General features: G+C 63.4%; 9 protein-coding genes. 2 read left to right on the top strand and 7 right to left on the bottom strand.

Going from position 1 to position 14450, the window contains the following annotated elements; all coding sequences use genetic code 11:
- Window positions 1–172: 172 nt before the first annotated feature.
- Window positions 173–2878, top strand: a complete 2706-nt coding sequence (locus MRBLMU1_RS13640; protein ID WP_363502154.1) for a TonB-dependent receptor — start codon at window positions 173–175, stop codon at window positions 2876–2878.
- Between the two features lie 85 nt (window positions 2879–2963).
- Here MRBLMU1_RS13640 and corA read toward each other — a convergent pair whose 3' ends face one another.
- From corA to glnA, 5 genes are all read right to left on the bottom strand, one after another.
- Window positions 2964–3932, bottom strand: coding sequence for a magnesium/cobalt transporter CorA (gene corA / locus MRBLMU1_RS13635; protein WP_363502152.1), 969 nt, complete (start codon window positions 3930–3932; stop codon window positions 2964–2966).
- A 74-nt stretch (window positions 3933–4006) separates the two neighbouring features.
- Window positions 4007–5533 (bottom strand): nitrogen regulation protein NR(I), encoded by a 1527-nt coding sequence (ntrC, locus tag MRBLMU1_RS13630; protein WP_363502150.1) that lies wholly within the window; start codon window positions 5531–5533, stop codon window positions 4007–4009.
- A 69-nt stretch (window positions 5534–5602) separates the two neighbouring features.
- On the bottom strand, window positions 5603–6715 hold the full coding sequence (glnL, locus tag MRBLMU1_RS13625; protein ID WP_363502148.1) for a nitrogen regulation protein NR(II): 1113 nt from the start codon (window positions 6713–6715) through the stop codon (window positions 5603–5605).
- The gene (locus MRBLMU1_RS13620) at window positions 6712–7239 is read right to left on the bottom strand and encodes a DUF4124 domain-containing protein (protein ID WP_414646071.1); all 528 of its coding nucleotides are present in this window, start codon (window positions 7237–7239) and stop codon (window positions 6712–6714) included. The genes glnL and MRBLMU1_RS13620 overlap by 4 nt, the downstream gene beginning before the upstream one ends.
- A gap of 138 nt (window positions 7240–7377) precedes the next feature.
- The gene (glnA, locus tag MRBLMU1_RS13615) at window positions 7378–8793 is read right to left on the bottom strand and encodes a type I glutamate--ammonia ligase (protein ID WP_363502146.1); all 1416 of its coding nucleotides are present in this window, start codon (window positions 8791–8793) and stop codon (window positions 7378–7380) included.
- A gap of 314 nt (window positions 8794–9107) precedes the next feature.
- Between glnA and MRBLMU1_RS13610 the strand changes: the two genes are divergently transcribed.
- The gene (locus MRBLMU1_RS13610) at window positions 9108–9566 is read left to right on the top strand and encodes a rhodanese-like domain-containing protein (RefSeq protein ID WP_363502144.1); all 459 of its coding nucleotides are present in this window, start codon (window positions 9108–9110) and stop codon (window positions 9564–9566) included.
- 13 nt (window positions 9567–9579) lie between these two features.
- On the opposite strand, the gene MRBLMU1_RS13605 is transcribed toward MRBLMU1_RS13610, so the two are convergent.
- Together MRBLMU1_RS13605 and MRBLMU1_RS13600 are read right to left on the bottom strand one after the other, a co-directional pair.
- The gene (locus tag MRBLMU1_RS13605) at window positions 9580–10944 is read right to left on the bottom strand and encodes a TAXI family TRAP transporter solute-binding subunit (protein ID WP_363502142.1); all 1365 of its coding nucleotides are present in this window, start codon (window positions 10942–10944) and stop codon (window positions 9580–9582) included.
- Window positions 10945–11107: 163 nt separating this feature from the next.
- The gene (locus MRBLMU1_RS13600; RefSeq protein WP_363502390.1) at window positions 11108–14230 is read right to left on the bottom strand and encodes a transglycosylase domain-containing protein; all 3123 of its coding nucleotides are present in this window, start codon (window positions 14228–14230) and stop codon (window positions 11108–11110) included.
- Between the last annotated feature and the right edge of the window lie 220 nt (window positions 14231–14450).

Genomic DNA, 14450 nt, shown 5'->3' with positions numbered 1-14450 from the left:
TTTTTGTAAAAACCGTAGGAAGTGTTGTTTATGTCAAACTTGTTACAGAGAGACAATTGACCCTGCGCCCTCCGGGTGGTCTGATGGCAACCCTGAATAATTTACCCATGGATTATTCAGCCCCTGCCGTTTAATGATAAAGAAGCAATAAGATCTCTTAGGAGTTGAAGCAATGATGATGGAAACCGTTATTTCGCGTTCGCTGCGGCTGATGTTTGCCGGCGGCGCCGCGTTCGTGCTGGCACAACCGGCAATCGCTCAACAAGCACCAGACGCGCCGATCCAGCGCGTGGAAATTACCGGTTCGGCTATCAAGCGTATCGACGCTGAGACCGCCGTGCCCGTGACCGTCGTGAAGATGGCCGACCTGAAAAAAGAAGGTATCACCACCGTCGAACAGGTACTGGCCAATCTGAGCGTATCGCAGTCGAGCACCGGCACCAGCCAGGTCGTCGGCTCCGGCACCGGCGGCGCCTCGTTCGCCGACCTGCGCGGCATCGGCGCCAACAAGACCCTGATCCTGCTGAACGGCCGCCGCCTGGCGAACAACGCCTTCGACAGTTCGGCGCCCGACCTGAACATGATTCCATTCGCCGCGCTCGAGCGCGTCGAAGTGCTGCGCGACGGCGCCTCGTCGCTGTACGGCTCCGACGCGGTCGGCGGCGTGATCAACTTCATCACCAAAAAAGACTGGCAAGGCGGCACCGTCACCGTCGGCGCGGACAGCCCGCGCAAGGACGGCGGCACCAGCCGCAACGCCAACATCGGCTACGGCTTCGGCGACCTCGAGCAGGATCGCTTCAACATCTTCGCGATGGTCGACCACCAGGGCCAAAACCCGATCGGCGGAACCCAGCGCGACTTCAACCGCCGCTACGCCGGCGGCCTGTCGGCATCGACCAGCCCGGCCAACTACTACCAGGCCGACGCCAGCGGCAACCCTGCCGGTCCTGGCTGCACCAGCGCCCCGAACCTGGTACCAGGCAGCAACGGCGCCTGCCAGATGACCACCTCGGCCTTCGTCGACTACGTGCCGAAGAGCGAGCGCACCACGGGCCTGATCCGCGGCACCTTCAAGCTGACCGACAGCCATGAACTGGGCGTGGAATACCTGACCACCCAGAGCAAGGTACAAAGCGCGATCGCCCCGGTGCCGTACGGCGGCCTGTACATCAACCGCAACCGTCCGGACGGCACCCCGAACCCTTACTTCCCGGGCAACGGCACCGTCCCTAACAGCATTCCGCTGGACCCGAACTTCATGGACACCGGCGGCTCGATCACCGACGGCGTACAGCCGGGCTTTGTGCACGCGCGCTGGCGCGACCTGCCGAACGGCTCGCGCGCCGACGAGAACATCAACCGCCAGGAACGCCTGGTGGTGAACCTCAAAGGCGTCGTCGCCGGTTGGGACTACGAGACCGCGCTGTCGTACAACAAGAACAAGGTCAAGCAAAACCTGAACGGCTACAGCGACGGCGGCATCATCTCGCGCGGCGTACTCGACGGCGTGATCAACGTCTTCGGCGACCAGAGCGCGGCCGGCACGGCGCTGCTGAACAGCGCAGCGCTGAGCGGCAACATCATGAACGCGCAAGGCATCAGCAAGGGCGCGGACATCAAGCTGAGCCGTGAAGTCGGCGACTGGCTCAACACCGGCCACCAGGCTGGCCTGGCCGTTGGCGCCCAGTACGAACACCAGCAATTCCGTAGCGCGGCCAACACCGAGTTCGCGGAAAAAGTGATCGCCTCCACCGGTATCGATCCGCTGACCCTGAACGAAGGCAAGCGCAGCGTGTCGGCCTTCTACTCCGAGCTGAACGTGCCGGTGCTGAAGAACCTGGACCTGACCGCCGCCTTCCGTTACGACAAATACAGCGACTTCGGTCACACCACCAATCCGAAGTTCTCGTTCGTCTACCGTCCGCTGACCTCGCTGCTGATGCGCGGTTCGTACTCGAAGGGTTTCCGCGCGCCGTCGCTGTATGAGATCAACGCCGCCAACTCGTACACCAACGCCGCCAACACCATGGACGATCCGATCAACTGCCCGGGCGGCAATCCGATCCCTGGCAAGTCGGCAGCGGCCAACTGCGGCCAGCAGTTCCAGGTGCTCAACGGTGGTAACAAGAACCTGAACCCCGAGCGTTCGAAGACCGGCACCGTCGGTCTGGTGTGGGAACCGGTCAACAACGTGACCCTGTCGGCCGACTACTGGTCGATCCGCCTGACCCAGCAAATCGGCAACCTGCAGGACAACGACGTGCTGAGCGATCCGGTCACCTTCGCGCCGTACTACAAGCGCAATCCGGCCGGCGACCTGGCGGTCGATGGTTCGCAGTGCCCCAACCCGATCACCTGCGGCTACCTGGACCTGCGCACGCAGAACCTGGGCGACATGAACACCAACGGTGTCGACCTGGCCGCCGCCTACAAGCTGCGCACCACCAACTACGGCCTGTTCAACTTCTCGTACAACGGCACCTGGGTGCACAAGTATGAGTACCAGAACTTCGTCGGCGACACGATGCGCAACCGACTGGGCGAATTCTCGGGTGACAGCGTGGTCTTCCGCTGGCAGAACAGCGCCAACGTGAACTGGAGCTCGGGCAAGTTCGGCGCCGGTTTGACCGCGCACTACAAGTCGGGCTATATCGACCAGGATCCTGAGAACCACGTTTCGTCGTACACCACGTTCGACGGTTACGGTTCGTGGGAAGCGATCAAGGGCCTGACCCTGACCGCCGGCGTGCGCAACCTGTTCGACCGCGAGCCGCCACTGTCGTACCAGACCACCGCCTTCCAGGCTGGTTACGATCCACGCTACACGGATCCAACGGGCCGCACCCTGTACGTGCGCGCCACCTACAACTTCTAACCTGAAGTCGTAAAACAAAAAACCACCCCGTGGCGCACGCGCCCGGGGTGGTTTTTTTCGCCCTGCGGGAATGACCGCTGCGCGGCTACAGCCAGCCGGCCTTCTTGAAGCGCCGGTAAAGGTAGACGCACACCGAGATCATCACCGTCAGCGCGAACGGATAGCCGTACTTCCACTCCAGCTCGGGCATGAACTTGAAGTTCATGCCCCATACGCCCGCGAACGCGGTGCAGATCGCGAAGATCGCCGCCCACGCCGCCAGCCGCTTGTTCACTTCGCTCTCCTCGATCGCCGTCATCGACAGGTTGACCTGGATCGCGGTGCCGATGGTGTCGCGGATGGTGTCGAGCGAGGCGATGATGCGGTGCAGGTGGTCATGCACGTCGCGGAAGTATTCCTGGGTGTCCTGGCACATCGACGGCACGCGGCCGCCGTGCAGCCGCCCGACCGCCTCCATCAGCGGCGCGACGACGTGGCGCACCGTGGTGACCTTGCTTTTGAGCTCGTAGAGGCGCTCGATGTTGTCGCGCTGCTTGCCGCGGCTGAAGATCAGCTCCTCGATTTTTTCCAACTCCGTTTCCAGCATGTCGAGCACGGGGAAGTAGCGGTCGACCACCGCGTCCATCAGCGCGTACAGCACGAACGCCGGGCCCAGGCGCAGCATGTGCGGCTCCTTCTCGGCGCGCGCGCGCACGCCCAGGAAACCCTGCTGGCTGTCGCCGTCGCGCGACGACAGGACGTAATTCTGGCCGACGAAGATATCGACCTCGCCGACGGCCACGTCGCCGTCGCGGCACTCGATGGTCTTGACCACCACGAACAGCGAATCGCCGTATTCCTCGATCTTCGGCCGCTGATGGCCGCGGCTGGCGTCCTCGACCGCCAACTCGTGCAGGCCGAATTCCTCCTTCATCACGGCCAGCTCGTCGGGCTGGGCGTCGCGCAAGGCGACCCAGACGAACGTCTCGGGCCGCTCGATGTAATCGCTGATTTCCGCGACCGGAATGTCGTCCAGCTTCTGGCCGTCCTGATAGGCCACACAATTAATCAACATACGGTTTCCATAAAAAAAAAGCCCCTGGCTTCGTCAGCCAAGAGCTTACCTTAAACAACCGAAGAGTTGCTTCGCTAATCGTCCTTCGCGCCGTCGATGCCGAGTTCGGCGATCTTGCGCGTGATGGTGTTGCGGCCGATCCCGAGCCGGACGGCGGCGTCGTTCTTGCGGCCGTGCGTGTGCTTGAGCGCGGTGCGGATCAGCGCCGATTCGAATTGCCGCCCCAGCACCGCCATCACTTCCTGCTGTCCGCCGCTGAGCATGGAGGCGGCCTGCACTTCCAACAGGCTGAGCCAGGCGTCCGGCGAACCGGCCGGTCCGTTCGCGCCACCCGCCTCCGCCGTCGCCACCGGCACCACCGTGCCGTGGTGCTGGATCGCGCCGTAACTTTCCGGCGGCGCCGACAAGCCCACGCCGGTGCTCAAGGCGGCGCCACCGCCGCCGGGCTGCTCCTGCGTCAGCTCCAGCGGCAGGTCCTTGACCTCGACCGTCTGCCCCGGCGCCATCACCGTGATCCAGTTGCACAGGTTTTCCAGCTGGCGCACGTTGCCCGGCAAATCCAGGCTGCTGAGGAACTGCACCGTGGCGTCGCTCATGCGCTTGGCTTCCACGCCCAGCTGCTTGGCGCTTTGCACCAGGAAGTGGCGCACCAAAATAGGGATATCCTCGCGCCGTTCCCTCAAACTGGGCAAACGCAAGCGTATCACGTTGAGGCGGTGGTACAAATCCTCGCGGAACAATCCTTCGCGCACCCGCTGCTCCAGATTTTGGTGCGTCGCGGTGATCACGCGCACGTTGGCCTTGAGCGGCTGATGCCCGCCGACCCGGTAGAAGTGCCCGTCCGACAGCACCCGCAGCAGGCGCGTTTGCAGGTCGAACGGCATGTCGCCGATCTCGTCGAGGAACAGGGTGCCGTTTTCAGCCTGCTCGAACCGGCCGCGCCGCGTCGTCTGCGCGCCGGTGAAGGCGCCGCGCTCGTGGCCGAACAGTTCGGACTCGAGCAAATCCTTGGGGATCGCCGCCGTGTTGAGCGCGATGAAGGGCTGCTGCGCGCGCGGGCTGTGCTTGTGCAGCGCGCGCGCCACCAGCTCCTTGCCCGAGCCCGATTCGCCGGTGATCAGCACCGTCACGTTCGATTGCGACAGGCGGCCGATGGCGCGGAACACTTCCTGCATCGCCGGCGCCTGGCCGAGGATTTCCGGCGTCTCCGACGGCCCCGATTCGACGCTGGTCTCGCGCAGGCTCTCGTCGAGCGCGCGGCGGATCAGCTCGACGGCCTTGTCGATGTCGAACGGCTTGGCCAGGTATTCGAAGGCGCCGCCCTGGAACGCGGCGACGGCCGAGTCCAGGTCCGAGAAGGCGGTGATGATGATGACCGGCAGCCCGGGGAAGCGCGACTTCACCAGTTGCAGCAGGTCGAGGCCGGAGTCGCCCGGCATGCGGATGTCGGACACCAGCACCTGCGGCGTCTCGAACTCCAGCGCGGCGATGGCGTCGCGCGCGTTGGCAAAACTCTTGGTGGCCAGGTTTTCCCGTGCCAGCGCTTTTTCCAGTACCCAGCGGATCGATTCGTCGTCGTCTACTATCCAGATTGGCTTCATTGTTTGTGTATATCCCGCAATATGGATCGTCAATCAAGGGACTCGGTACCCGCCCCTGCTTGCCACGGCTTATGGCAACGGCAGCAGGATACGGAAATCCGTATATCCAGGCCGGCTCTCGCACTCGATCACGCCCATGTGCTGCTGCACAAAGGTTTGCGCCAACGTCAATCCGAGGCCGCTGCCGCCCTCCCTGCCCGACACCAGCGGGTAGAAAATGCGGTCGCGGATCTGGGGTGCGATGCCCGGTCCATTGTCAATGATATGCAAGTCTAATGCCAGCCCGTAGCGAACCTTGGCCAGGGTCATCTGACGCGCCACGCGGGTCTTCAAAATGATCTGCGCATCGCCCGCCTCGATTTGTGAAGCGAGCGCTTGCGCGGCGTTGTGGGCGATGTTGAGCACGGTCTGGATCAGCTGCTCCTTGTCGCCGCGGAACTCGGGGATGGAGGCGTCGTAGTCGCGCAAGATCGTCAGGCCGGACGGGAATTCGGCCAGCATCAGGCTGCGCACGCGCTCGAGCACTTCGTGGATGTTGACGTCGCCGACGATGTGCGGCCGGCGGTGCGGCGCCAGCAGGCGGTCGACCAGGGTTTGCAGGCGGTCGGCCTCCTTGATGATGACCTGCGTGTATTCGCGCAGCTGCACCGCGTGCAGCGCCGGCAGTTCCATCTCCAGCAGCTGGGCGGCGCCACGGATGCCGCCGAGCGGATTCTTGATCTCGTGCGCCAGGTTGCGGATCAATTCCTTGTTGACCTGGCTCTGGTCGAGGATGCGCTCCTCGCGGTCGAGCTTGAGGTGCTGCAGGTGCTCGCGCAATTCGATCAGGATGTGGTCGACCGGATCGTCGAGCGCCGAGACGATGCTGTGCACGTGCAGCGGATCGCGTCCGGCCCGCTCCAGCGTCAAATCCTGGCGCAGGTCGGAGAACTTGTGCTCGCGCGCCTGGGCGCAGATGTGATCGAGCTCCTCGGGGTTGAGGAACTGCGTTGTCAGCTTCTGGCGCGACAGCGCCTTCAACGAACTTTCCAGCAGGTTCTCGGCGGCCGCGTTGGCGTAGGCGATGTGGCCCTCGCCGTCGAGCAGCACCACGGCCGAGGCCAGCAGTTCGAGGCCGGCCAGCGCCGGAGGACGGTTCATGGCGGCCACGGCGCGCGCGGCGATATTACTTACTATGCTCATCGGATATTCGCGATCTCACGTTTCAAGGCTTCGACATTCTTTTCCGAGCGGCTGATGCTGTCGCGCATCGCGGCCACCCGTTCCTGGTATTTCGCGTAGTTGCGTTCGTCGCCGCGCCGTTCCGGCTCGCCGCCGTTGAACTCCCTGCGCAACTCGGTCAGCTTCTGCGTTTCGTTTTTCAGCTCGTCTTCCAGTATCGCGCGGCGGTCGGCGTCGCGCGCGCGCTGCTCGGCGCTGTCGACGCGCGGGAAATCCCCCGGCGTGGCGGCGGCCGCCGCCGGCGTCGCCGGGGCCGCGCGCGCCGGCGCGCCCTGCCGCCGGGACGGCGCCGGAATCGCCAGGCCCGGCAAGTCCATCGCCTTGCAATAGTTACCGCGATAAACGTCGGTGTATTCGGTGCTGCCGTTGGGCGGCGTGCATTTGTAGATCACGCCCTGCGCCCGCGCGGCGCCGCCGGCGGCCAGCGCCAACGCAAACATGGCGCCAACATTGGCGAAACCGCATCTTTTGAAACTCATTGTCATCCGTAATCCATGGGTGGAAAGCTCCATCCTGAATATACAACATCCAAACAAAAACGCGGGGAAAGCCATGGCTCCCCCCGCGTTTTTTGCTTCACCGATTTTGCTTCACTGCAGCATCGGCAGGCCGATGCGTTGCAATTACAGCGAGTAGTACATGTCGAACTCGGCCGGGTGGGTCGTCATGCGCATGCGTTGGACGTCCTGCATTTTCAGTTCGATGTACGCGTCGATCATCGAATCGCTGAACACGCCGCCACGGGTCAGGAACTCGCGGTCTTTGTTCAGGTTGTCCAATGCCTCTTCCAGCGACGAGCACACGGTCGGGATCAGCGCGTCTTCTTCCGGCGGCAGGTGGTACAGATCTTTCGATGCGGCCTCGCCCGGATGGATCTTGTTGGCGATACCGTCCAGACCGGCCATCAGCAGCGCGGCGAAGCACAGGTACACGTTTGCCAGTGGATCAGGGAAACGGGTTTCGATACGGCGGCCTTTTGGATTGGCCACGTGTGGAATACGGATCGAAGCCGAACGGTTACGGGCCGAGTACGCCAGTTTGACCGGCGCTTCGAAGCCTGGAACCAGACGCTTGTACGAGTTGGTGCCCGGGTTGGTGATCGCGTTCAGCGCCTTGGCGTGCTTGATGATGCCGCCGATGTAGTACAGCGCGGTTTCCGACAGGCCGGCATAGCCGTCGCCGGCGAACAGGTTGACGCCGTCCTTCCAGATCGACTGGTGCACGTGCATGCCCGAACCGTTGTCGCCAACGATAGGTTTCGGCATGAAGGTGGCGGTTTTGCCGTAGCTGTGGGCCACGTTCCAGACCACGTATTTCAGGTTCTGGGTCCAGTCGGCGCGCTCGACCAGGGTCGAGAACTTGGTGCCGATTTCGTTCTGGCCGGCGCCGGCCACTTCGTGGTGGTGCACTTCGACCGGGATGCCCAGCGATTCGAGGATCAGGCACATTTCCGAACGCATGTCCTGGAAGCTGTCCACTGGTGGGACCGGGAAGTAGCCGCCCTTGACGGTCGGACGGTGGCCGCTGTTGCCGCCTTCGATTTCCTTGTCGGTCGACCACGACGCTTCGTCGGAATCGATCTTGACGAAGCAGCCGGACATGTCGATCTTCCAGCGCACGCTGTCGAAGATGAAGAATTCTGGTTCCGGACCGAAGTAGGCGGTGTCGCCCATGCCCGACGATTTCAGGTAGGCTTCAGCGCGCTTGGCGATCGAGCGCGGGTCGCGGTCGTAGCCCTTGCCGTCCGACGGTTCGATAACGTCGCACTGCATGAACAGCGTGGTCTCTTCCATGAACGGATCGATGTTCGCGGTGTTTGGATCTGGCAGCAGAATCATGTCCGATGCTTCAATGCCCTTCCAGCCGGCGATCGAGGAACCGTCGAATGCGTGACCCGATTCGAACTTGTCGATGTCGAAGTGCGACACAGGCACGGTGACGTGCTGTTCTTTACCACGGGTATCGGCGAAACGGAAATCAACGAATTTGACTTCGTTTTCCTGGACCATTTTCAAGACTTCTGCGGCTGTCATTGCCATGCGTATCTCCTAAAGGAATGTGTATAACTGGTGCGCTCTATATAAGCAGTATCTATGCCAGCCTGAAACTCATAACGATATGTTCATAGCGTCTTGGAACTCGCCGACAAAAGAGACTAAAACCGGGCGGAGCACCAAAATGCCACTATTTACAACGGATCAATGCGGCACCAACTTGGTGCGAATTTTTCAAACCGCACCGTTATCGTGCAATTTTCATTTATCGCGGAAAATTGCACGGCTTTGGTGCGCCATTGTCTCCGACGTGCACAGGACGCCTATAATAAACTCAATCTTATTTGGAGGGACATCCCATGAGTAAAATAGACGAGATCCTGGCCGTGGCCCGTGGGCGCAGCAAGGACTGGCCCTATGCCGGCGCGGTCACGCCGCAGGAGGCGTATGAACTGATCAGCGCCGACAACGCCGTCAAGCTGGTCGACGTGCGCACCAATGCCGAGCGCGACTGGGTCGGCCGGGTGGCCATTCCGGAAGCCCAACATGGTGCGGTCCAGTGGAGCATTTATCCCGGCGGCATCGCCAATCATGAATTCATCGAGCAATTGAACTCGGTGGCGCGCAAGGATCAGGTGTTGTTGTTCCTGTGCCGCTCGGGCGTGCGCTCGCGTGGTGCGGCCAAGCTGGCCACCGAGCACGGCTACCAGCATTGCTACGACATCCTTGAAGGCTTCGAGGGCGACAAGGACGAGCACCACCACCGCAGGAATATCGGCGGCTGGTGCAAGGCAGGCCTGCCGTGGACCGGCGCGTGACTTTTAAGACGGGTTAAACGGGCACCGCCTGCGTCGCCGCCGGCGCGCCCTCCCCCATCAAAAACTGTATCCGCTTGCGCACGAACTGGATGTGGCTGCGCAAGCCGTACAAGCCATCGGCGAACGACAGCGGAATCGAGATCTGGTTGACCAGCTCCTCGATCTCGTCGAGCCGCTTGAGCTGCGCCTCGTACACCTGCATGCGCGTCGCCTCCGGCGCGCTCTCGACCTGCTGCTCCACCGTGCGCAATTGCCCGTACCAGCGGTACACGCGCGAACGGATGCGCCACACGTACAGCGGCGGAATAATCCGCGACAACGGAATAATCAAGGCGCTCAGCGCCAGCACCACCACCCACATGCGGTCGAAGAAGTTGGCCAGCCAGAACGTCATATAACGCTGCAGCAGCGGCGGGCCGTTCTTGTAGAACTTGGCCGCCTCCGCGTCGACCGGGATCTCGGTGTACTTGGCGGACGGGAACTGCCCCTGCTGCTGGAACCAGCCGGCGCCGTTGTGGATGCCGCTGGCCGCCTGCACGAACAAATCGACCAGCGCCGGATGCAGGTCGTCGCGCGCCACCAGGGTGGCGGTCGGCGCGATGAGGTTGTAATCCTCCGCCGGAATATCGCGCCCCAGATCGACGATCCCTTGCGGCAGCACCACGTGCGTGAGGAACGGCAGCTTGCGCGCGTAAGCCTCGGCCTGGCTGAAGTTGAACAGCTTGATGCCCGGCGTTTGCAGCAGCATCTGGATCAGCGGCGCTTCCGGCGCCGAGGTGAACACCAGGCCGTCGATGCGGCCTTCGAGCAGTTCCACCGTGGCCGGCGTGTTGGCCAGGGAGTAGCGTTCGACGTCTTCCTTCTCCAGGCCGTTGAGCGACAGCACCTGGCGGAACAGGCGCGGCGCGCCCGCGCCTTTGGGACCGAAGTTGATCTTCTTGCCTTTTAGTTGACTGAGCTGGGTGATCGGCGGCTGGCCCTTGGTCTCGCGCAGGAACAGCCACAGCGGTTCGACGAACAGGCTGCCCAGCGACGACAGGCCTTCGCGCTCGGCCACTTCCTCGTTGGTGGAGCCGCTTTGGACGAAGGCGATGTCGACCTCGCCGGCGCGCAGGCGGCGCAGGTTTTCGCCGGAGCCGGCCGAGGGGACCAGCGTGACCTTGACGCCGTGCTTGGCGAGGGCGGCGGCGTATTTCTTGCCGAATTCCTCGTAGGCGCTATTTTCCTGGCCGGTGGCCAGGCGCACGCTGCGCGGCGGGGCGGGATCGACCAGCCAGTAGGCCAGCAGGCAGACGCCGACGATCAGCGCGATGGTGGGGGCCGAGGCGACGAACAAGTCCCGCACCGAGAATTGCGTGAACTTGAGGATTTTGGACATGTGGTGGCGCATTGGTTTCATGGGCTGATACCATGCCAACAAATGAGCAATTATGCAAGGGGAATACGGACGCTAGTGGATCGATCGGCGCCTTAACCCGTAAGGCCAACCGGGGTCGTACCCTGCCGGGTACGACCCCTGCGGATCGCCGTGCGGGTGAAAATCAACCGCCGCAGGCTTGCAACGGTCGCGCCGCCGCAGTTTCGGGCACGCCACCGGTCTTCACCACCACCGGCGGCGGCACCGTCCCCGGCTTCGCCACCGGATTCGGTTCGATCAACGGCATCAGACTCGGCGCCAGCACCACCAGCAACTGCACCGGCAACGCGCTGGTGAAGTCGTAGTTCTTCGATTCCGGCCCGTGCACATACGCCGTCATGCTGCCGAAGAAGCGCTCGCCGATATTGAACACGAACGTCGCCGACCGGTTCACATAACGCGATTCGATCAACCGTCCGCCGCCGCCATACACGTCGAAGCGCTGGTCGCCGGTACCTGTCTTGCCGCCCACCGGCAGCACCGTGCCGTCCGACTGCACGAACGCCATGCGCGCGCGCTTGGCCGTACCGTCCGACACCACGCCACGGATGGCGTCGGCCACCACGCGCGCCACCTCCGGCGACAGCACCTGCTCGTTGGTCGTCGGCTTGGCCTTGCTCACCACCGTCTCATACGGCGTGCCCTTGGCGAAGTGCAGCGACGAGATCCGCTGGCTGCTCTTGCGCACGCCGCCGTTGACGATAATCCCCATCATCTCCGCCAGCGCCGCCGGACGGTCGGCCGACGCGCCCAGGGTCGTCGCGTACGACGGCACCAGCGATTCGAACGGATAGCCCATCTTCTTCCACTGCTTGTGGATCTCCATGAAGCCTTCGACCTCGATCAGGCCGGCGATGCGGCGGTCCTGCGCGTGCTTGCGGTGCGTCTTGAACAGCCACGAATAGACTTCCTGGCGTTCCTTCTCGCTGGCCGCCGTCATCTGCGACAGGGTCGCCTTCGGATGCACGCGCATGTACGCCGCCATCCACAGCTCCAGCGGGTGGATGCTGGCCAGGTAGCCGCGGTCCGGCAGCGACCACTTGTCGATCGCGTACTGATCGTACAGCTTCTCGACGCGCTCGTCCGACACCTCGTTCTGCGACGGCAGGTACTCGTGCAGGAAGTCGCCGAACTGTTTGACACTCGCGGTCGGATACACGGTGCGGTGGATCACCGCCAGCCGCGTCGGCGTGCTGCGGATGTTGGCCAGCAGGATCTTGTCCAGATCGGCCGCCGGCTTGCCCTTGTACTTGGCGTAGAAGCGGTTCAGGAACTCCTTGCCTTCCTTGTCGGCGAAGCGCGCCAGGTAGACGGCGCGGCGCGGATCGTCGGCGTCGGCCAGCAGCGAGGCCGACGAGCCCGGCGTCTGGAACATGTAGAACTTGGCGACGTCGCGCATCAGGCGCACGAACACCAGGTTGGTCGAGCGGCGCAGCGCCTCGGTGACGGTGAGGATCTTGCCGTTGTCTTCCTTCGAGAAGTTGCCGAAGTAATGCAGGCCGCCGCCGGTGAAGAAGCCCTCGCCCGGATTGCCCGAGTATTTGCGCTCCATGGCCGCGTTCAGCATCGGCGTGATCTCGCGCTCGGCGCTGCCGACCGGATGCGACTTCAGGTAGTCGATCGCCCACAGCGACAGCTTGTCCTGCGGATCGACCGGGATCATGGTCAGCGTTTCGGCGTTCATGCCCTTGTACTTCTTGTTGAGCTGGTCGATGATGTCCAGATAGGTCACCAGGGTGCGCAGCTTGGCGGTCGAACCGAGATCGAGCTTGGCGCCCTCGTTGATGTCGAGCGGCTGGTCGTAGTTGTCGGTCTGCAGGCGCAGCAGGTTGTTGTCCGCGCCCTTTTCCAGCAACGTGAAGCTGTACACCACGTTGGCGGGATCGCCATTGCCCAGCATGCCCTTGCCGGTCAGGCCGGCGGCGGCCGCGCGCTCGGGGTCGCGCAGGTCGCGCAGCACCTGCGTGACCGCCATCTGCGCCTGCGCGTCGAGCGTGCTGACCACGTTCAGGTCAAGACGGTCGAGGTTGTACATGCGGTTGTCGCCCAGCAGGTTGGCCAGGTGGTTGCGGATCGCGTTCGAGGCCTTGCGCGTGACAAAGGTCATCTCCGGCGCCGCCTGCAGGCCGTTGCCCTTGGCCGGATGCAGCGGCTGCTTGAGCGCGACGTCGCGCATCGCCGCCGTGATGATGCCCTCCTGCGCCAGCACGCGCAGGTGGCTGTCGGCCAGCACTTCGAGGTCGTCGGCGCCGTCGCCCAGGTAGTGGCTCGGACGGCGCTGCGCGATCATCAGGCTGAGCGCTTCCTTGTAGACCAGCGCGGTCTCGGGATCGGGATTGTCGAGATTGCCACTGAGGCGGCGGTTGACATCGGCGAACTCGCGGCCGTACCACACCCACATGCCGTCGCCGATGCCGTTGACCTCGCCGTAGCCGGGCTTGGCCGACAGCGGCACCGTGTTCAGGTAATCGATGACGATGCGGCGCCGCGCCTTGGTCGTGTCCGGCCCGTCCTGGTAGGAGCGCAGGCTGGCCGAGACCATCTGTTGCAGCTTGTCCTTCATCGAGCCGGTGCGGCCCTCCGGCGAGTGGCGGTATTTCTCGATCTGCGTGGCCAAGGTGCTGCCGCCGGCCGCGCGGTGGCCGCCGGCCACCGCGTTGACGCTTTTCTCGATGACGGCCTTGCCCAGGCGGTCCCATTCGACGGCCGGATTGCGTTTCGGGTATTTGTTGTCGAGCAGTTCGCGGTTCTCGATGTACAGCAGGCTGTAGACCAGCGCCAGCGGCGCCTGCTCGAACTTGTTGTAGATGCGTTCCGGATAGCTGGCGGCGAACAGTTCCTGCGCGCGGCAGTCGTAGATCGTCAGGCCGGTCTTGGTCTTCTCGTGGTACGTGGGGAAGATGCCCATGTCGGCCAGTTCGGCCATCTTCGGCGAAATGCGGGCCTGCGCGCTGACCTGGTAGTCGCGCGTCCTCAGCTTGGCCAGGTAGTCGGGCAGGCTGGCGTAGCCGAGCCGCTCGTCGTACGGGCTGTCGTGCGGGAAGCGGATCGCATTGCTCGGACCCGGCTGCACCTTGTACGTCATCTTGCCGGCCAGGTCGGTGAAGATGCGCGCCTGCATGGTCGAGGTGCGGCTCTCGTGCACGCCCCAGTACACCGCGAACGAGGCGCCGACCAGCAGCACCAGGATCAGGGCGTTGCGCGACCGCTTGCTCTTGGTGGGCTCGCCCGGCGGCGGCGCGTCCATCTGCGCCTGCGCCAGATGCGCCTCGGTTTCTTCAGGGGTAAGGGGCGGCACGACATGAAGATGCCGGGTGCGACGATAGCCTAGTGCTGCCGCGCCTGCGCGCAACTTGCGCACTGCGCGAACTAGGGGCCGGCGGAAACGACGATTGCTTAACATATGATTCAAACCGGTCAGCTGTTTCAGTAAAACCTACTAGTCACCATTGCACCACATCGGCGTG

The organism is Burkholderia sp. LMU1-1-1.1, assembly GCF_040675865.1.
Classification (GTDB): Bacteria; Pseudomonadota; Gammaproteobacteria; order Burkholderiales; family Burkholderiaceae_D; genus Rugamonas.
The sequence above is the reverse complement of the archived record's forward strand: the minus strand, read 5'-3'. Positions and strand labels throughout refer to the sequence as shown.

What these genes read in the sequence shown, in the direction of transcription:
- MRBLMU1_RS13640 (WP_363502154.1), top strand. Translation starts at nt 173, where the DNA reads ATGATGATGGAAACCGTTATTTCGCGTTCGCTGCGGCTGATGTTTGCC.
- corA (WP_363502152.1), bottom strand. Translation starts at nt 3,932, where the DNA reads ATGTTGATTAATTGTGTGGCCTATCAGGACGGCCAGAAGCTGGACGAC.
- ntrC (WP_363502150.1), bottom strand. Translation starts at nt 5,533, where the DNA reads ATGAAGCCAATCTGGATAGTAGACGACGACGAATCGATCCGCTGGGTA.
- glnL (WP_363502148.1), bottom strand. Translation starts at nt 6,715, where the DNA reads ATGAGCATAGTAAGTAATATCGCCGCGCGCGCCGTGGCCGCCATGAAC.
- MRBLMU1_RS13620 (WP_414646071.1), bottom strand. Translation starts at nt 7,239, where the DNA reads ATGACAATGAGTTTCAAAAGATGCGGTTTCGCCAATGTTGGCGCCATG.
- glnA (WP_363502146.1), bottom strand. Translation starts at nt 8,793, where the DNA reads ATGGCAATGACAGCCGCAGAAGTCTTGAAAATGGTCCAGGAAAACGAA.
- MRBLMU1_RS13610 (WP_363502144.1), top strand. Translation starts at nt 9,108, where the DNA reads ATGAGTAAAATAGACGAGATCCTGGCCGTGGCCCGTGGGCGCAGCAAG.
- MRBLMU1_RS13605 (WP_363502142.1), bottom strand. Translation starts at nt 10,944, where the DNA reads ATGTCCAAAATCCTCAAGTTCACGCAATTCTCGGTGCGGGACTTGTTC.
- MRBLMU1_RS13600 (WP_363502390.1), bottom strand. Translation starts at nt 14,230, where the DNA reads ATGGACGCGCCGCCGCCGGGCGAGCCCACCAAGAGCAAGCGGTCGCGC.